Source organism: Peribacillus sp. B2I2 (assembly GCF_041261685.1).
In the GTDB taxonomy this organism is placed as follows: Bacteria; Bacillota; Bacilli; order Bacillales; family DSM-1321; genus Peribacillus.
The window spans coordinates 1,848,646-1,867,658 of record NZ_JBGCCB010000001.1 but is presented as its reverse complement, the minus strand read 5'-3'; the positions used below and the strand labels follow the sequence as shown (position 1 = coordinate 1,867,658).

The 19,013-nt window shown below is 35.8% G+C and carries 18 protein-coding genes and 1 pseudogene; 8 read left to right on the top strand and 11 right to left on the bottom strand.

Annotated elements, in window-relative coordinates; all coding sequences use genetic code 11:
• Nucleotides 1-101: 101 nt before the first annotated feature.
• Nucleotides 102-302 carry a hypothetical protein gene (locus ABIE66_RS09465; protein ID WP_370014506.1) on the bottom strand — a complete coding sequence of 67 codons (201 nt, stop codon included), beginning with the start codon at nt 300-302 and terminating at the stop codon, nt 102-104.
• A 1,166-nt stretch (nt 303-1,468) separates the two neighbouring features.
• On the opposite strand from ABIE66_RS09465, the gene ABIE66_RS09460 reads away from it, so the two are divergent.
• The 5 genes from ABIE66_RS09460 (at nt 1,469) to ABIE66_RS09440 (ending at nt 7,267) form a co-directional block, all read left to right on the top strand.
• Nucleotides 1,469-2,461 carry a LacI family DNA-binding transcriptional regulator gene (locus ABIE66_RS09460; RefSeq protein WP_289316957.1) on the top strand — a complete coding sequence of 331 codons (993 nt, stop codon included), beginning with the start codon at nt 1,469-1,471 and terminating at the stop codon, nt 2,459-2,461.
• Nucleotides 2,462-2,610: 149 nt separating this feature from the next.
• A complete protein-coding gene (locus ABIE66_RS09455) occupies nt 2,611-3,840 on the top strand; it encodes an ABC transporter substrate-binding protein (RefSeq protein WP_370014505.1) in 1,230 nt (409 codons plus the stop codon).
• Nucleotides 3,841-3,886: 46 nt separating this feature from the next.
• Complete coding sequence (locus ABIE66_RS09450; protein WP_230162282.1) at nt 3,887-4,720, top strand: carbohydrate ABC transporter permease; 834 nt, start codon at nt 3,887-3,889, stop codon at nt 4,718-4,720.
• Nucleotides 4,720-5,541, top strand: a complete 822-nt coding sequence (locus ABIE66_RS09445; protein ID WP_063234577.1) for a carbohydrate ABC transporter permease — start codon at nt 4,720-4,722, stop codon at nt 5,539-5,541. The genes ABIE66_RS09450 and ABIE66_RS09445 overlap by 1 nt, the downstream gene beginning before the upstream one ends.
• Nucleotides 5,542-5,593: 52 nt before the next feature.
• A complete protein-coding gene (locus ABIE66_RS09440) occupies nt 5,594-7,267 on the top strand; it encodes a glycoside hydrolase family 13 protein (protein ID WP_289316959.1) in 1,674 nt (557 codons plus the stop codon).
• A 141-nt stretch (nt 7,268-7,408) separates the two neighbouring features.
• Here the strand turns inward: ABIE66_RS09440 and ABIE66_RS09435 are convergent, their stop codons facing one another.
• The 3 genes and pseudogenes from ABIE66_RS09435 to ABIE66_RS09425 all read right to left on the bottom strand — a co-directional run.
• Nucleotides 7,409-7,669 (bottom strand): hypothetical protein, encoded by a 261-nt coding sequence (locus ABIE66_RS09435; RefSeq protein ID WP_370014504.1) that lies wholly within the window; start codon nt 7,667-7,669, stop codon nt 7,409-7,411.
• Between the two features lies 1 nt (nt 7,670).
• The gene (locus ABIE66_RS09430) at nt 7,671-8,435 is read right to left on the bottom strand and encodes a hypothetical protein (RefSeq protein ID WP_370014503.1); all 765 of its coding nucleotides are present in this window, start codon (nt 8,433-8,435) and stop codon (nt 7,671-7,673) included.
• Nucleotides 8,436-8,629: 194 nt separating this feature from the next.
• Nucleotides 8,630-8,900: pseudogene (locus ABIE66_RS09425) on the bottom strand (IS110 family transposase); the annotation flags it as partial.
• 863 nt (nt 8,901-9,763) lie between these two features.
• Here ABIE66_RS09425 and ABIE66_RS09420 point away from each other — a divergent pair.
• Nucleotides 9,764-10,450, top strand: a complete 687-nt coding sequence (locus ABIE66_RS09420) for an ArsR/SmtB family transcription factor (protein WP_370014502.1) — start codon at nt 9,764-9,766, stop codon at nt 10,448-10,450.
• A gap of 93 nt (nt 10,451-10,543) precedes the next feature.
• Here the strand turns inward: ABIE66_RS09420 and ABIE66_RS09415 are convergent, their stop codons facing one another.
• The 5 genes from ABIE66_RS09415 to ABIE66_RS09395 all read right to left on the bottom strand — a co-directional run bounded on the left by ABIE66_RS09415 (nt 10,544) and on the right by ABIE66_RS09395 (nt 14,714).
• Nucleotides 10,544-11,431, bottom strand: coding sequence for a DMT family transporter (locus tag ABIE66_RS09415; protein ID WP_289324506.1), 888 nt, complete (start codon nt 11,429-11,431; stop codon nt 10,544-10,546).
• Nucleotides 11,432-11,721: 290 nt separating this feature from the next.
• The gene (gene gloA2, locus ABIE66_RS09410; RefSeq protein WP_289324505.1) at nt 11,722-12,108 is read right to left on the bottom strand and encodes an SMU1112c/YaeR family gloxylase I-like metalloprotein; all 387 of its coding nucleotides are present in this window, start codon (nt 12,106-12,108) and stop codon (nt 11,722-11,724) included.
• Nucleotides 12,109-12,750: 642 nt separating this feature from the next.
• Nucleotides 12,751-12,927: a small acid-soluble spore protein H gene (locus tag ABIE66_RS09405; protein ID WP_289316964.1), complete on the bottom strand. Its 177-nt coding sequence runs from the start codon at nt 12,925-12,927 to the stop codon at nt 12,751-12,753.
• A 256-nt stretch (nt 12,928-13,183) separates the two neighbouring features.
• Nucleotides 13,184-13,615, bottom strand: a complete 432-nt coding sequence (locus ABIE66_RS09400) for a CBS domain-containing protein (protein ID WP_370014501.1) — start codon at nt 13,613-13,615, stop codon at nt 13,184-13,186.
• A gap of 355 nt (nt 13,616-13,970) precedes the next feature.
• A complete protein-coding gene (locus ABIE66_RS09395; RefSeq protein WP_289318421.1) occupies nt 13,971-14,714 on the bottom strand; it encodes an SDR family NAD(P)-dependent oxidoreductase in 744 nt (247 codons plus the stop codon).
• A gap of 289 nt (nt 14,715-15,003) precedes the next feature.
• On the opposite strand from ABIE66_RS09395, the gene ABIE66_RS09390 reads away from it, so the two are divergent.
• On the top strand, nt 15,004-16,080 hold the full coding sequence (locus tag ABIE66_RS09390) for a LuxR C-terminal-related transcriptional regulator (RefSeq protein WP_370014500.1): 1,077 nt from the start codon (nt 15,004-15,006) through the stop codon (nt 16,078-16,080).
• A gap of 310 nt (nt 16,081-16,390) precedes the next feature.
• Here the strand turns inward: ABIE66_RS09390 and ABIE66_RS09385 are convergent, their stop codons facing one another.
• Together ABIE66_RS09385 and ABIE66_RS09380 are read right to left on the bottom strand one after the other, a co-directional pair.
• Nucleotides 16,391-17,137: a TerC family protein gene (locus ABIE66_RS09385; RefSeq protein ID WP_289324501.1), complete on the bottom strand. Its 747-nt coding sequence runs from the start codon at nt 17,135-17,137 to the stop codon at nt 16,391-16,393.
• 21 nt (nt 17,138-17,158) lie between these two features.
• Nucleotides 17,159-17,296: a hypothetical protein gene (locus ABIE66_RS09380; RefSeq protein ID WP_370014499.1), complete on the bottom strand. Its 138-nt coding sequence runs from the start codon at nt 17,294-17,296 to the stop codon at nt 17,159-17,161.
• Between the two features lie 243 nt (nt 17,297-17,539).
• Here ABIE66_RS09380 and ABIE66_RS09375 point away from each other — a divergent pair, with 243 nt between their 5' ends.
• Nucleotides 17,540-18,772 (top strand): IS110 family RNA-guided transposase, encoded by a 1,233-nt coding sequence (locus ABIE66_RS09375; RefSeq protein ID WP_370014498.1) that lies wholly within the window; start codon nt 17,540-17,542, stop codon nt 18,770-18,772.
• The last annotated feature ends 241 nt before the right edge of the window (nt 18,773-19,013 follow it).

The following is a 19,013-nucleotide window of genomic DNA, read 5'->3' as shown; positions in this document are numbered from 1 at the left end:
ATTAAGTCGTTAAAAACAACGTAAACGTTTACGTTAATGGTACTGTAGTCTTCCTCATAGCGGATAACGGCTGTCAATGCCCGTGAGTTGTGGAACAGCCATTACATCACTTGAACAGAATACGGCTGTAAATGTTGGATAGTCCAAACTTGAACCACCCTTTCTATTCCACGTTGAAGACCATAATACCCATATGTACTCATTTGAATGGTTACCGTAACACCAACATCATTTATAGCGGCCTTAAATCCATTTACACGAGGAATTGTCGAAATGACATCTCCTTTTGTTCCGGCAATCATCCCAACATCAATTCCTGTTAAAACTTCACTTGTTAATTGTTTCGATACTTTGAGAACCAGTAAGCAATATATCTAGTACAACAGCCTTAGCCTGATAACCAATCTCGTCAATCACTTTTCTGAATGCCAGAAACAGATAAAACTGGCTTTCTTTGCTGCATCAATAATTGTAATTTCAACCAACTTTCTACGTAAACGTTTTCTAAAAACACACTAGCACATGTGTAAAACCTTTTCAACGATTTTTCAGATATTTTTGAATTTTATTTATTTTATAAGATATTCTGTTACTGCAAAAAAAAGTGGTATCACCCCTTTATGGGTATATTTGTATATTGTTTATGGAAAATGAGTGTCTAAGCTTGAAAAGCATGTACAGACAGAAAAATTACTATAAAAAAAGGAACCAAATAGCTACTTCAAATCAAAGGATAGAATGACTTATCTGGGGCTTAGATTCAAAGGTGAAAATTTTTTATTCGATTGATGATCAGTCCGGATAAACTATGCTTCTTCCTTCTTGAATAAAACCCGCGCCCGTTAGCTGAAAGAATGTTGTTTTACCTGCACAATTAGCATTAGCAATCTTTTAACTATCTCACGTGAACTTTCGGAAGTTGCGCTTACTTTTATCCACGAACTTCGGCTTTCTAAAGACACATCTTCTATCCTGGAGACTCTTCTTTTTATAGGCTGTGCTTCCTATGATTTCTTTCATTTCCCATCTCCAACGAGTCTGTTTCTCTCCCCTAAGATGGCAGAAATAGTCGCCTATTTTGTGTTGGTAATTTCGGTTTTCTGTGAATGTTTTTTTGATTTCGCTTATGTTAACCTCTCTTCACTCCAACTATTTGCAACTGTAATTTATCATTGTGTATGTGTGTAACATCACATCATATTATGTTTTCGTTTTCTATCTAGGGCATTTGTTTTCGAAAACCTTCATTTACATCTACATCCACCTCTATTAACCCTTTTTTCAAAATATATGCTTCATATATTTTTCATTCACATAATCGTGAAATTAACGGATTAAATGTTTACATATGAAACAAGTCGTTTGACGAAAGTTAGAATATTCAAATTTTGAAATAAATTGTATTGAAAACGCTTTATTTATATGTTAAGGTTTTTTAGAAAACGTTTACGTAGAAAGTTGGTGAAACATGTCGATTACCATTAAAGATGTAGCAAAGCAAGCAAATGTATCCGTTGCGACTGTTTCTCGTATTTTAAATAATTTGCCTGGCTACTCGGATGAAACACAACAACGAGTAAAAAAGGTAATCAAAGAACTTGGTTATCAACCTAATGCCGTTGCAAGAGGTTTAATTAATCGCAAAACAAAAACGATAGGTGTACTCGTTCCCAATGTATCTGATTTATTTGCAAGTGAGGTTTTAGCCGGAATTGAGGAACAAGCTCATGAGTTTGGTTACAGTGTAATGATATGTAAAACCAATCATGATGGTAAACGAACGATCAACTACTTGCAGGCATTGTATGAAAAACGGGTGGATGGAATTATTATCGTCAGTGAATTTATCACGCTAGATTACTATAAAGCGATTGAAACAAACAATGTACCGGTTGTATTAGTGGCAACACAATCAGACTATCCCCTTCCCTTTATTAAAGTAGATGATTATCAAGCTGCTTACGATGCCACGACCTATTTAGTAGAAAAAGGGCATTCACATATTGGAATGATTGCAGGAACAAAAAGCGATATCATTTCGACAACTCCACGTGTAAAAGGCTTTACAGACGCATTAAATCACGTGGGAATAACAGTGACCAATGAAATGATCACGTATGGAGATTTTTCTTTCAAGAGTGGTATTAAGGGGATGGACGATTTATTGAAAAGTTACCCAAAAGTAAGAGCTGTATTTTGTGCAAGCGATGAAATGGCTGTAGGAGCCTTATCACTTTTATATAAAAAAGGAATTAGAGTACCGGAAAGTATATCCATTATAGGATACGATAATACAGCTACAGCTGAGAAGGCCATTCCCCCACTTACGACGGTAGCGCAGCCCTTATATAAGATGGGTAAAGATTCCATTCAACTTTTATTGGATCCATCTTTAAAAATAAACCAGCTTTATCCTCATCATATTGCTGAGCGTGATACAGTCCATTCATATAGCGAATAAAGGTTAAGTTACAAGTTGGGGTGATTACACTATTATCACTCCAATTATAAATAGCCTTACGTAAACGTTTACTATCATTGATGATTCCATTAGAGTAAACGTTTACGTATGCATAAAATAGACGAAATTTTCAGACGGGAGATACGTATATGAAGAATAAGTGGCGTTACCTCTGTACTACAGCATTTATAGCCAGTTTACTTACAGGATGTACTAATCAAACAACAGCTGATGAAAAAATCCATATTGAATTTTTTCAAAATAAGCCGGAAGCTGTAGCGACATTTGATCATTTAATTGAAAGGTTTGAAAAAATGCACCCCAATATTGATATTGAACAGAATAACGTTCCTGATTCCGAGACGGTATTACGGACGAGATTGGTGAAAGAAGATGTACCAGACCTTTTAGCGATCGGAGGCAATGCTACGTATGGCGATATTGCAGAAGAAGGATTATTTCATGATTTTTCAAGGGATTCAGCCATCAATAAAGTTATACCAGACTATGTTAATATGCTTAATTTATTAGGTAGAACGAATAATGAGGATAATGGAATTCCCTTTGCGACGAATGCAAATATGCTTTTATATAACAAGGATAAATTTAAAGAGTTAGGGTTACAAGTTCCCAAAACATGGGATGAGCTAATTAACGTTTCAAAACGGATTCAAAAACAAGGAGAATTACCTTTTTATTTTACGTATAAAGATGCTTGGACTGCAATGGTCTCATTTAATGCCTTAGCAGGAAACTTGCAAGGTGACAACTTTATCCAGGATCGCAATTCCAATAAAACAACTTTTACAGAGCATTACAAGGAAACTTTAGTAAAAATGCTTACATTGCTCGATTATGGTCATAAGGATAATTTTGGCCGTGACTATAATGCAGGCAATCGGGCGTTTGCAAATGGTGAATCAGTTATGTATATCCAAGGAAGCTGGGCAATCTCATCAATTAAAGCAATTAACCCAAATATAAAACTCGGTTCCTTTCCCTTACCTGCATCCAATGATTCATCTCAAAACAAACTCGTATCAGGTGTAGATACTGTATTAACGATGTCAAAAGATACACCACATAAAAAAGAAGCGTTAATGTTTATTCATTTTTTATTAGAAAAGGAAAATTCACAGTATTACATTAAAGAACAAAACAGTTTTTCTGCAGTTAAAAATGTTTTACAAAATGATGAAGCTTTAAAAGAGTTAAACCCTTATTTTGTACAACAAAAAATCACTAGTTTTCCGGAACACTATTTCCCTGCTAGTATGCAAGCAGCCAATTTAGTACAGGATTTTCTAATTAAAGGAGAAGTCAAACCGTTCCTTTCAAAACTGGATGATGAGTGGAATAAAGTCAAAGCGAGAGAATAACAAGGGGGAAAAACGAGTGGTTAAACAATCCAAAGCCTATTACTGGATGGTGCTTCCAGCATTTTTAATATTTTTTGTATTTCATACAGTTCCAGTTTTTCAAGGAATGATTTATAGTTTTACAAATTATAAAGGGTATGGGGATTTTAATTTTGTTGGCTTAAAAAACTATGTGAATTTATTCCAAGACCAACGTATTTTGGCTTCCTATGGCTTTACATTTAAATTTGCCATTGTTTCCACTTTACTCGTAAATATCATTAGTTTGGCAATTGCCATAGGACTTAATGCAAAGATTAAATTTCAAAATACACTTAGAGCTGTGTTTTTCGTGCCGAATATTCTAAGCGTATTAATCGTTGGGTTTATCTTTAATTATTTATTTGCATTTTTTATCCCTCAAATTGCTGAAAAGTTGGGCATCACATCTTTAACACAAAATATTCTTGGTAACCCAGATTTAGCATGGGTTGGAATTGTGATTGTGGCTGTATGGCAAGCCGTTGCATTTAATACCATTCTCTATTTAGCAGGATTACAAACGATTCCAACTGAATTGTACGAAGCTGCTAGTTTAGATGGTGCGGGAAAATGGAAAAGTTTTAAACACATTACATTTCCACTTATTGCATCTTTCTTCACCATAAATATGGTGCTTGCGATGAAAAACTTTTTGATGGTATTTGACCATATTATTGCAATGACAAATGGAGGTCCAGGTCAATCCACGGAAGCCATTTCGGTATTGATATATAAAGGGGGCTTCTCAGGGGGGGAGTTCGCTTATCAGGCAGCAAATTCTGTGATCTACTTTATTTTAATTGTGGTTATATCAATCCTGCAAATTAAATTCCTTCAAAAACGTGAGGTGGATATGTAATGGAAAGTAAAAAAGTAAATTGGCCTATAACCATACTGCTAATTTTTTGCTCACTGGTTATCTTATTTCCCCTCTACCTAACAGTCGTGACAGCATTCAAGTCACCAGATGAAATGAGTAAATCCCTTTTGTCTCTGCCTCATACATTAAGATGGGAAAACTTCGCTGAAGCCATTCGCCTGACGAATTTTTTTCAATCTATTAAAAATAGCTTTATCGTTACAGTTTTTACAGTTGCTCTTACATTACTGACAAATTCGATGGTGGCTTATGCCATTGCACGGAATATGCATAGACGATTCTTTAAGTTGCTTTATTACTATTTTGTTAGTGCGATGTTTGTACCTTTTCCGATCATTATGTTGCCTGTTGTAAAGCAAACTAGCCTATTCGGATTAAATAATATGACAGGACTTATCTTTCTGTATATTGTATACGGTTTGGCTTTTAATATTTTTATTTATGTGGGCTATATACGTTCAATTCCCAAGTCATTAGAAGAAGCAGCTTATGTAGATGGAGCAAGTATTTGGACAGTATTTTGGAAAGTTATTTTTCCATTATTAAGCCCAATAAACGCAACAGTCGGAATTTTAACATGTTTGTGGGCATGGAATGATTTTATGTTACCACTTGTTATTTTAAGTGATCGTGATTCGATGACATTGCCGCTTGTTCAATATGTATTCCAGTCACAGTTTACAACAAATTATAACTTAGCATTTGCCTCCTATTTAATGGCACTCTCCCCTATGGTCCTTGTTTATATCATAGCTCAAAAATGGATTATTAGTGGTGTGACAAAAGGTGCTGTTAAATAAGGGGAATATGAGACTGATTAAGAAACAAATTAGAAGTGAAAGGAAGATGAAATTGGAGAAAAAATGGTGGAAAGAAAGTGTTGTTTATCAAATTTATCCTCGGAGTTTCATGGATAGTAATGGGGACGGAATTGGAGATTTACGTGGAATTATTTCAAAACTTGATTATTTAAATGAATTAGGAGTTAATGTCGTTTGGCTATCACCTGTTTTCAAATCTCCAAACGATGATAATGGCTATGATATTAGTGACTATCAAGACATTATGGATGAGTTTGGTACCCTGAATGACTGGGATGAACTTTTGGAAGGATTACATTCACGCAATATGAAATTAATGATGGATCTAGTTGTTAATCACTCATCAGATGAACATAAATGGTTCATTGAATCCCGATCATCAAAAGATGATCCGTACAGAGACTACTATATTTGGCGCCCCGGCAAAGATGGAAAAGAGCCAAACAATTGGACATCAGTTTTTAGTGGTCCAGCTTGGCAATATGATAAAGAAACAGATGAATACTACCTTCATCTGTTTAGCAAAAAACAGCCTGATTTAAATTGGGCAAACCCTACAGTAAGAAAAGAAATTCATGACATGATGATATGGTGGCTTGATAAGGGCATTGATGGTTTTCGAATGGATGTGATTAACCTCATTTCCAAAGCGGAAGGATTGCCCAGCACTCCAGGCGGAAAGCGATACGACTGGGGTGGCGATTTCTTTATGAATGGTCCTCGTGTGCATGAGTATCTACAAGAGATGAATCGTGAGGTACTTTCGAAATATGACATGATGACAGTCGGCGAATGTCCTGGGGCATCCGTTGAAGATGCCACTAAGTATGCGAATAGTGAAGGTACTGAACTAAATATGATTTTCACATTCGAACATATGGATTTAGACTCAGGACCAGGCGGAAAATGGGATGTAAAGCCTTTAAAGCTGGACGATCTTAAAGAATGCATGACAAAATGGCAGAAAGGATTGGAAGGAAAAGGATGGAATAGCCTTTATTTAAACAACCATGATCAACCAAGAATGGTCTCTCGCTTTGGCAATGATACATCTTACCGAGTAGAATCCGCAAAAATGCTTGGAACATTCCTTCATATGATGCAGGGAACGCCTTATATTTATCAAGGTGAGGAAATAGGTATGACAAATGTTAAATTTGGTCTTGATGATTATAAGGATATTGAGATTCTGAATATGTACCGTGAAAAAGTTATAGAGGGTCAAGAGGATAAAGCTAAAGTAATGGAATCCATTTATATTAAAGGCCGTGATAACGCTAGAACTCCTATGCAATGGGACGATAGTAAAAATGCTGGTTTTACAACAAGTACTCCTTGGTTAAAAGTAAACCCAAACTATAGAGAAATTAATGTGAAACAATCATTAGAAGACTCGAATTCTATCTTTTACTACTATCAAAAACTAATTAAGTTAAGAAAAAAATATGACGTAATTGTGTACGGTGCATATGATCTTATTTTAAAAGAAAATGAGCAAATTTATGCGTATATACGTACTTTAGATAACGAAACATTACTTGTTATTTGCAACTTTACAGGGGAAGCAGCCTACTTTGAATTACCAGAACACATTAGCTGTGAAGCTAGACAACTGCTAATCAATAACTACGCGGATCAAAACAGTGATGAAATTTCTTCTAATACATTAAAACCTTATGAAGCGCGCGTTTATCTCTCAAAGTAACGAAAAAAAGTAACCTCGATCGTTTTTGACTTTATGCAGAGTTCACCTTTTGATGAACCTATTCTTTTTAAGCATATGCATCGTAAGGTTCGTGTGCGAGGACTTACAATTAATATTCTAAAACTAGATATACGGATACTTTCAGATTAAAAAGGCATGTGTATAGGAATAAAAAATAACTTTATATCCAAAAAACTTACCCATTAGGTAAGTTTTTCTTTTTTTTCGTTTTAAATTACCGATAACAATACTAGTGAATTTAAATGAGTTATTATAATTCATGTTTTTTTGCCTTAACCATGTGGATGCAATAATCCTAGACTTTGCGGTTATTTTAACTCTTCTATTCCATTCTTTAAAAAGTTCAACATCTTTTTCCCTCCTACGAATAAAAGCACCCAATTTAATGGATGCTTAGATTTCCTTTCTTTCGTAATCTTATTTCAAATTTATCACTGAAAAATTCATTGGCATTAAATATAGTACTAATGTCTGAAATATCACCTACGTTCACAATTAAAGCATCATCAACTTCTTGATCTGTGAGAACTATGCGATATTCATATTGATTTTCAAAGTATTTATCTTTCCAAAAATAAATATCTGTCCCTTGATTTTTATAAGATCTCATCCTAGCTGTGGAATTGATGTTATAATCATCATATTTTACCAACCCACCTCTGTAAGCATACCCTTTTTCATTGAGTGTTTTAGTAAGTCTGTCAATAAATTGCGATGGGGTAACAAAAATTAATCTATCTCCGAACTCGCTGATCATTTTATCGATTTGTTCTTTAGGTAAATCAAATTTGGTATAGTAATACTTTTCATCCTCCATAACCACTTTTAACATATCGCCGACAATTGCAAACATACAATATAATGGTCTTTTTTCATTTATATTTTTTCTAAAATTCATCTTTTTAGTTCGCCCCGACATTATTAATTCATCGGTATCTTGAGTAAAGAAATTCATTGTTAATTCCGTAAAAACATGTGAAGCTTCAAATTTGTCTCCTACACCTTTTTCTCCCGAAGCACTTTCCATATTAATATACTTTTTGAAATTGTTCATATATAAATCTCCAGACAAGAAACTTTCAACAAAAGGTGTGAACTTTATAAATCCAAAAACTTGACCTTTAAATCCTACGTCTGATATTTTCATACTCTTCATTCCCTCCTATTTGACTACTAAATTCGAAAAAGGGACTATTCACCGGTATTTATTCAATCTAATCTATTCACAAGACTATTAAGGAACGTTTACTGTTAGTGAACATGTAAGAATGTATGCCTAGTTTACAAAGAATATACTTCATTAAAAAAAGCTTATCCAAAGGATAGACAGTCTTTCTTCTGTTTAGCTTCCACATGCATATTCGTTATGATTTCCTGTTGTCTTAACAAATTATGAAGGACTAAAAGCTGAATTCCTCTAATTTTATGAGGTTCACCTTTGTAATACAGTACACACAACTGGTACGCATCGATTGCGTCTGTTTTTACCTTTCGTAAACTGGACTTCTTTGCCTGATAAGAAATAATCGGATTTAGTAAGTTATAGAATCCCTTGTTCCTCCAGATATTGAATAACGGGAGAATGGTAATGCCCTGTAGATTCTAAAATGACCATATCCATCCTTAAAGAACTTTCAGAGCTTCAGCCATTATTTCGGCCGTTTCTTTATCAGGTAATGTACCTGTTAATAAGCGGAAACGGTTATTTTCCGCGTTAATTATTTCTTATTTCATTGCTTGTACCTCCTTTTTAATATCTTATAAAGCTTTCTATAAATATGTACAGGACTTAATAGATTCACTAACAGCCCTTTTTATGTTTCTGAAAATTAAAAGAAGTCCTACTTTGATAAAGTGGACCTGTTGGGTGCTGAAGTAAAAATGCGGAACGCATTGAATGGCTATTCTAAAACCCATCCGGATTATGATTTGATTAGGGTAATGGATTGGAAAGCAATCCATTCAAGGACATCTGAACATTTTCAAAGAAATTACTTAATCACAACCTGAACGTTAAAGCGGTAGTGCCTAAATGAGATGGTGATTTTACAGAAATTCATTTGAAACATCTTTAAGGAGTTAGCTGCACTGATAGCATCTATATAATTACCCGTCCAAGCTTTTCGTTGAAGTGAAATTTAAACTGGAGTGCCCACGGATTTTAAGGCTACACGGAAAGGTCAAATCTTTTAAAATCTATGATTTCTCCCTGCACTGCGATTTGGAACCCTTTTATCTGTCATCATCTTTCTGCGTATACACACCGAAAAAATACGCAATAAACAATATCCACTTTTATTGCAGGGTCCAATATCCTTTTTCAGGGGAATCGTGAATATACAGAATATCACCAGGGCAGCGGTACTGTATAATAGAAAAATAAGCTTACATATTTATAGGGCTAATTACTAAGTGTTAAGCTTCTGACAAACTATACCTATATCTAAATATCGGGCGGAAAGGTTGGTAACTATCTTGAGTATAAATCCAAATATGGCGGAGGTAGCCTCCCTCCTTGGGGAAACGTCACGTGCAACAATACTTACAAGTTTACTGGACGGACGTTTTCATACGGCAGGTGAATTAGCATTGATGGCTGTAATAACACCGCAAACCGCCAGCTTTCACCTCTCAAAATTAGTGGAAGGTAACCTTGTTAATGTTGAAAAACACGGACGACATCGTTACTATCAGCTAGCAAATGGAGAAATTGCGCGCATTTTAGAATCATTTCTTGCCATTTCCCCACCACCTGAAGTTCAGTCGTTAAAACAATCAAGACAAGTTAAAATGCTTCAGGAAGCCAGAACTTGCTATGATCATTTGGCCGGAAAACTAGGAGTCGATCTAACTGAATCGATGTTGAAAGCCGGATATTTGAAAAAAGAAGAGAGAGAATTTGCAGTTACACCCAAAGGAGACTATTTTTTTTCTGAATTCGGCATCGATTTACTTGATTTAAGAAGAAAACGCCGTTCATTTTCCCATTCATGTTTAGACTGGAGTGAACGTCATCATCATCTTGGTGGAGCCTTAGGAAATGGACTCCTTACACATTTTTTTGATTTAGGCTGGATAGCCCGTGTTCCATCTATTCGCGCAGTAAAAGTAACACCTGAAGGGAAAGAAGGATTTAAAGAAGTTTTTTGTATAGAGGTATAATTTGATAATCCCTCATTAGTGGATAGAAAAGGGGCTCTTTCTTTTTCACCATGAGGGGGTTTCTGTCCTTTGCAGCTTAGAACAATCCTACGATTACTCTAAAGCCCTTTTAACTAATTTATTTTCCTTTTGGAACTGGCCATTTACAAGATAGATGCCTATGATAATAAACAGTCCGCCAATTAGGAGTGAAGTGTATATCTTTTCACCTAATAGTGCCCATCCTGATAATACACCGAAGAAAGGTGCCAAAAATAAAAAGGCACTCGTTTTTCCTGGATCACTCTTTTGTAAAAGGTAATACCAAACTGCAAATTGCACAATCGATGACATGATACTTAACCATAATAAAATGAATAACGAATTTCCACTAATTATGAAAAATGGTTTTTCAAGAGTAAAGCTGCCAAGTAAAAGCAGTAAACCACCAAAAAGCATCTGATAGGCAGATAAAACCCATGTATCGAAAATCGCTCCCCATTTTTTCGCCAATAAAGTGGAAATGGCCCAGAAAATAGCAGAAAGAATGCCGAAAAGAATGCCAATCTTAAATTCAAGTTGCGCTCCCATCGTAATAATTACTCCCACTAATCCTAATAATACTCCAATCCATTGATATAGTTTATAGCGTGTTTGTGAAAAAATTGTACCGAATACAACAACGAGTAACGGGTTCGTGAAAGTAAGAATTGAGGATTCACTTGCTGTAATAGTGCGTAAACTCAGGAAAATGCACCCCATTACTCCGGCTGTTTGAAAAGTGCCGATAATAAGCATTTTTATCCAATCCCCTTTAGAGTTTGGATGCGGTCTTCTTAAAAAGAATACGATCATCGCCATTATGAATCCAGCAAGTGTGAAGCGTAATGCTGCTAATAATAATGGCGATGAATACGGTAGACCAATTTTAACTACCGCAAAAGAAGAACCCATTAAAAATGTCGTTAAAAGTATCAACAGTGTAAATTTGAAAACATTCATTTTTTTATCTCCTGACATATTTAAATGACCGATCTATAGCTATTATAGCTGGTGATTATTTCAGCTATCATCGAAATATGGAATACATGTGGAGATAAATATAATAGTATCGACATATCATAGGGAATCTTCATAGTTTAATTGGCATAAGTAACCTCTTTAAATCATCGTATTCATCTATTGAAATCCACTAAAAAAAATAAAGTTTACCTCAATTCCCGAACAATCACCTCTCCCATCAGACTTCAAGCCTTAAAGTTCACTCATCATCCTAGCTAAGCTTGTAATTCCTACTTTTCATATATCTCAAGAGGCAAATCATCCGGATCACAAAAAAAAGTAAATCTTTTTCCTGTTAACTCATCAACACGGATAGGTTCGACCGGAATGTTTTCTTTTTCCAAATCTTTAACAGCTTGATTAATATCTTCCACTTCAAAAGCAAGATGTCTTAGCCCTTTTGCTTCTGGATAACTTAGACGATTGGGGCTTTCAGGAAATGAGAACAATTCCAGCTGATATTCCCCTCCGACCATTAGATCCAATTTATATGACTTCCTTTCTGCCCGATATGTCTCCTGCACGATTTCACACCCTAAAATGTTCACATAGAAGTTTTTTGATTTTTCATAATCGGAACAAATTATCGCTACATGATGTATTTTTTTTAGTTTCATTTGCTTCCTCCCTAAAATGACTTTGGTTAGTAGGTTAACGTAGCGTCCGCACCTATGGGATATGATTCCGTCAACTAAATAGTACGCTCCTACTTGTAGAAATTGGTTGTGACTAGATCTCGTTTAAAAAGCAAGGTGCAATACTACAAGGATGAAAAAGGCGGTGGATCTAGCTTTAAACCTACGTAACATTATAAGGCAGCAGCATGCATATTTGTACAAACTAAACTAAAATTCCAAGCTGTTTTGGATAAGGTATTTCCTGAGTGCTTTAGAGTTCAGTATTTAGATGTTTCTGGTACATTCAAAAGACTTTAAATCGAATTATCAAAAGAGGTGCAAGCAGGCTACGATAGTCATTGAATATGACTGTTACATAAGCCATTCGGGATTGTCGCAAAAAAGAAAACGACAGATGAAATCATTCACCGCAACAAGAGATTACGAGAGTTTTAGGATAGAACGTGAAGAAGGAATGCCCTTTAAAGTAGCATGTTGGATTCATGCGCTAGGTTAAGAAGTTGAAGCCTACGATATTTAGGACCTTTGCATCCATGATAAAAACCCCTTGGTCTCAAGGGGTTTTTATACATTCAATTACGACAAACCAGTGACCCAAGTAACACGCTCTCACTTGACGGCTTATTCTTTTAAATTGGATAAAGGGACCTCTTGTTCATTCTCTGGTTCATCAAGAGGATAGATTCTAGCTGTTTCATTATTTTCATCCACATTTTGAATATAGATTGGAACCTCATTGTGGGTTACATTAGCCATAACTGGTGAAGCCGCAATCTCTTTTGCTCGTTGTTTGTTCATTATATTGACCTCCTTTTGATTTGGAATTTTTATAATGTTTATTTACAATTCTTTAATTATTTTTATCATTGGAGCCAGGAAACAAATCAAAATATACTTTAAGAACCCTATGTTTCTGACTGTACCCGTTTCTCAATCGAATAAAGGAAAATCATCCGGACCGTTAAAGATGAACTTTCTCAACTTTAATTGGTTTTCTCATGCATCAGATTGGGTAAAACCCTAGACCGCTCATGCATTCATTTTTTGCATCGATTTAATGCTCTAAATGAGTAGATTCAGAAATGTGACTTAACGCTTCACCAGCTTCATTAACATGAATATCCACTGTTACAAGATCACCAATAGCACAAATACCAACAATTTCATCATTTTCTACAATAGGAATACGACGGATTTGATGATCGGCCATCATACGGGCACATTCGTGTGCATCTGTATCCGGATCACAACTGATTACATTCGAAGTCATAGAATCATGGCAATGAGAAGTATTGCAATCTTTACCGTCTGCCACACAATTCAAAATAATATCACGATCTGTAATCATGCCTATGACTTTCTTACCTTCACATACTGGAACGGAACCACAATTGATATCTCGCATAATTCTTGCTGCTGCTGTTACAGAATCATGTGGTGCACATACCTTCACATCTTTGGTCATAATGTCACGTACCGTTGTCATGTTTATCATCCGCCTTTATCAATAATTTTTATCGACTATGATATTTTTCACCGTTTTTTTTAAGTTATTCCTACTACTTGAAAAGTACCTCATTGTAAAACAACATTCGCGGCATAAACACTCTATGGATCAATATAATATAGTCCTATTATCGTAAAGGAAATACAAAAACGCCTGTCAACAGTAAATGGCTGACTGTAACGTAGTGGAAGGAATTTTAAGGGATTAAATGTAAAAAAGAGCCCTTCCGTTTGAATGCTCATCTTACGGAAAAAGCTCTAAAATAAATGTAACTAGTACATCAAACGAAATGTACCGATTGAGAACCACCGATTAATCCTTGGGTGTAAAAGCTTTATACTGCCGTATATCCGCCGTCTACAATAAGGCTTGTGCCTGTTACAAATGATGCATCATCACTTGCAAGGAAGAGAACAGCCTTAGCCACTTCTTCCGCTCTGCCTAAACGGCCGATTGGATGTAAATCGATCAATCCTTGTCGTATTTCACCTTGCGCTTCCGCAATAAGTGGTGTATCAATATATCCTGGGCAAACTGCATTGACACGAATGCCATCTTTCGCATAAGTCGAACCTAACGTTTGTGTTAAAAGCTTAACCCCGCCTTTTGCTGCAGAATAAGCTGTCACCCCCGGCTTCCCAGCATGGCTATGGATGGAGCCTGTATTGACAATGGCACCGCCAGTGGATTGTTTCCGCATTTGCTCTATCGCATATTTATCAGATAGGAAGACACCGGATAAATTAATATCAATTGTTCTTTGCCATTGCTCATAGCTTAACTCATGTATGTTCCCGTCTCTTGCAATCCCTGCATTTGCAAACATGATATCAAGTTTTCCATATTTGTTAACCGTTTCTTCGATCATATTCTTAATGTCATTTTCATTCGTCACATCGGTTTTAACAAAAAGAGTATCATACCCTTTTCCATTTAATTCATCTGATACAGCTTGTCCATGATCTGCAAAATCTGCAATGACCACCTTTGCTCCTTCTTCTGCAAATAATTGAACCGTACTGGCTCCAATCCCACTTGCTCCCCCTGTTACGATCGCCACTTTATTTTCAAGTCTCATCATATACCCAGATCTCCTTTACTTTTTCTATGCTACAGATTCCTCGAGAACCAGAAATCCTCATCCCTAGAGGTTCTCCCTAGACGATGATTCATATACCATTCAATGAAAGCTGACTACAATAAGCAATCCTTAAGAAATGGAAAGGCCAATAAAAAGCTTCATTGTATGTTCATACCTTTATTCTACTCCTCACAATTTGAAATACTATCCTATAAAGTGCTGTATAATAATAGGGTAAGCTTCCCCCTTTTATAGGGGCATTTTGTTTTAAGGAGAAGGAATTCGCATGGCTCAACCTTTACATGCATATGAAGAAATAACGTTTCGGCAATTCATATTATTCATAAAAAGTCATAACAAACAGATTGAAGAAAATATCAATATTTATTTAAATCTAGAACCCTTCATATTAGAACCTGAACGTAAGATGATACAATCATTACTGGACTCATTTTTACTATATTTATCGGCTCCAAACATCGAGGACATAAGAGACACTTACGAAAAGCATTTGGACACATGGCTGCAATCACATTTACCCATTTTAAATGTGAATCATTTTAGTATATTCCGATTAATCTTTGAAAAGGCCATCGTTACCTTAATGGTAAACCTGAAACATGCCCAAACCATATCCATTCTTATGTTCTTATTATCCATTTTCTCTCATCTTATCCATAGCTATAACAAATGGGTGGATGACGAACCTGGGCAGCATTCTAAAACCATTCAAGAAAATGCAGAACTTAAAAGACTGCAGCTACTGGACCAATTAGATGAACTTCTGATTAACTCAGCAGGATTTAAAGATTTTGCTTTTATCCTAAAAAAATGTGAAGAATTCTTTAACTATAAAAGATGTGTTTTTTATGCTTATATTCCTTGGTCCAATCAATTGTACGGGACCATTGGATCGGAATTGCCAAAGGTTCAAAGCATGAGGGGCCAACTCAGCTTGAAGCAATCCATGGTGTTCAATTCCAAAAAACCGGTATATTTAAAGGATCCCCATAATTACATCAAAGAGGAACATATACAGTTATTTAATCTTTCATCGGTCATTTTTGTACCCATTGTTCATGAACAGCAAGTGTTCGGTTGGCTGACCTTTGATCAATTAGGAGAGGAATTCGATTATTCAATAGATGAACTGACTTTACTTGATCAGGTCGGAAAACGGCTAGGTTTATATTTATCAAGGAAGGATGATGAGGTTTCATTTGGTAGCGACATACAATTGACGGAAAGGGAATCCATGATCCTGAATTTGCTGGCAGAGGGATATAACAATAAAAAAATGGCCGAATTATTGCAATTAAGCGAGCATACCGTTAGAGATTATGTAAGCAGTTTAATGACATAGTTCAAAGCAAAAAACCGTACACAAGTAGTCGTTTATGGATTTCGCTTAGGTCTATTAAAGTAATATCGGCATTTTTTATTAGTTCTTCATCAAATAGGTCTGTTACATACAGTTACTGGACTTGAAAAACTGAATACAACTATCGTTTGTATTTTCCTTGTAATTGCAAAGGGTCAAATTTTCTTTGCTTCATAATGTAAAAAAGTTCAATCTACCGCCAAAACTTTTTAGCTCAAAAATTAAATAAAGACCGAATTTTTATATCGGTCTTTAATCTTTTGAAATTTTCATTCATTACTATTGAATATCTTTATTTACCTTCACCTTTTTTTTCTGTTTTTCCAGATAAAAACCATCCGCCTACAGCAATAAGAAGCATGACTGTCCAAAAGATTATATTCCAAATGGGTCCTTCAACAAACTCGTGAGAAATAATGTGCACGGATGGATGCGCAAGAGTATGCATTAATAACTTAACCCCTACCCAACCAACGATTAACATGGCTGCCGTTTCGAGGCTAGGCCGTTCTGTCAATATCTTAACGAAGTATCCTGCTGCAAACCGGATGACGATTAAGCCTGCAATTGCTCCTAATAAAATAACGATGAATTTAGCCCCATCCATACCTCCTATATCACCCATTGGTGTATCTGGTAAGGCAATGACAAGAGCGACAGCAGCTAAAATGGAATCGATGGCAAAGGCAATATCAGCTAATGCAATTTGCGCAACAGTCATTCGGTAGCTTGTCACTTTTTTATCTTTTTCCCCGTGGTCCCTTTTTAATAAATGTTTCAATGAGATGAAAATTAAATAAGCAGCCCCGATTGCCTGAACTTGCCAAACATGGAAAAGGTACGAAATAATAAAGATGGCACCAATCCTAAAAATAAATGCCAATAGCAATCCAATATTGATCGCTTTTTTTTGCTGTTCTTTTGGTAAATGCTTTGACATAATGGCTAAAACCAATGCATTATCAGCAGATAATAAACCTTCTAAAAAAATTAAAATAATTAAAACCCAGCCATATTCCAATAATAACGATAGTTCCATAATACCCCCCTATAAGCATGTTTAAGTATGTGTAATTACCTTCAAACTCTCCAACACTTTCTCTCCAATATTGTCCCATGTATCAACTTCCTTATTCAACACTTCCGTCCCGTTAGCTCCATAAGAAACTCCAATGGCGGCGCTCCTCGCCGCCACCATCTACTACGAAAATCTACACTCAAAAATAGAGTCTAACCCATTAACCCCTTGACGATAATGGATGATAACAATACAACCAGGCTGAGCTTTTTTTGGTGGATCTTAAGGAAGATACCCTGTATAAGAAACTGGTTGTGACAGTATGGAAGAACCATTTAGTGTACTGCTAGTACGTATACAAAATTTTTTGTAACAAATCTCCTGTCATATGTATTGTTAATCTTTTTTTGAGGTGATTCTCCTATGGAAGCAATGATTGAACGGTGTGCTGGCCTAGATGTACACCAAGAAACAGTAGTAGCCTGTGTATTATTTGGTCCATTAGATAAAAAGCCAAAAATCTCTATTGAAACGTTTTCGACTACAACAACAGGACTCTTGGCTTTAAGTGATTGGCTAGCTACCCTTCAGGTATCCGATGTTGTGATGGAAAGTACCGGAGTCTACTGGAAACCAATATGGAATATACTCGAAGGATCTTTTCACCTTGTTCTGGCCAATGCCAGGCATGTCAAAAATGTTCCAGGGCGTAAAACTGATGTAAAAGATGCCGAATGGCTTGCCAAGCTTCTAAGATGCGGACTTATTGAAAGCAATTTTGTCCCACCAGAGGATATTCGTGATTTACGAGATCTTACTCGTTATCGAAAAAAATTGATTCATCATCGCACATCAGAGCAGAATCGCATTCACAAAATTCTTCAAGATGCTAATATCAAGCTAACATCCGTTCTATCAGACATTTTTGGTGTATCGGGACGCCGTATACTTGAAGCCATTCTAAACGGTGAAAAAATAGAGACCGATGGTCTTCGAAAAATGGTGGATTGGCGAACAAAAGCAAGTATTACTGACATTGCCCATGCAATTAATGGCCGTATTCGCCGTCATCATCGTGATATGTTGCGTTACCATTGGGAGCATATGGGTTATTTAGAAGAAACCATAGAAGAATTAGAAAAACAAATTGATCAACTCCTGTCCCCTTATCGTAAGGAAGTAGAATTATTGGATGGTATACCTGGTGTGAACAAAGCTGCGGCAGCTACTTTTATTGCGGAGATGGGTGTTGATATGTCCGTATTTAAGTCAGCTAAACATCTTGCCTCTTGGGCTGGTGTGAGTCCTGGAAATTACGAAAGTGCTGGTAAAAAAAAAACGAGTAAAACCACACAAGGAAATAAAGCTTTAAAAACGATGGCCGTAGAATGTGTATTAGCGACATCAAGGCAAAATAATCGAATTGCTTCACATCGAAAAAGGATTACCAAACGACAGGGAAAAATGAAGGGACGAATCGCTTCTGCCCATTTACTAGTAACGATTGCTTACAACATCTTAAAAACAGGAGAACCTTATCATGAACTAGGCTCAAATTACCTTGAAGAAAAACAAAACAACAAAGAATTAAAAATGATCGAATACCTAAAAAAGAAAGGCTATACAATTGCTCCATCTGAACAACAAACTGCATAACCAGTTAAAATAACGCAATAGTACATTTACCCCCATCAAAAAAATAATGAGAATATGGAGGGTTTATTTTAGCATGGCTTTTTTACTAATGTATTTTCATACAAAAAAGAGCTGCCGAAGCAACTCCCTTATTGAAGTAAAGCATCCGATAACTCTATACTATATTCTTTTATGCTTACACTTAGTTCCCATTGAAAAAGATTGGGATTTAAATTTTCAATTTGACTAATCCAAAATATTT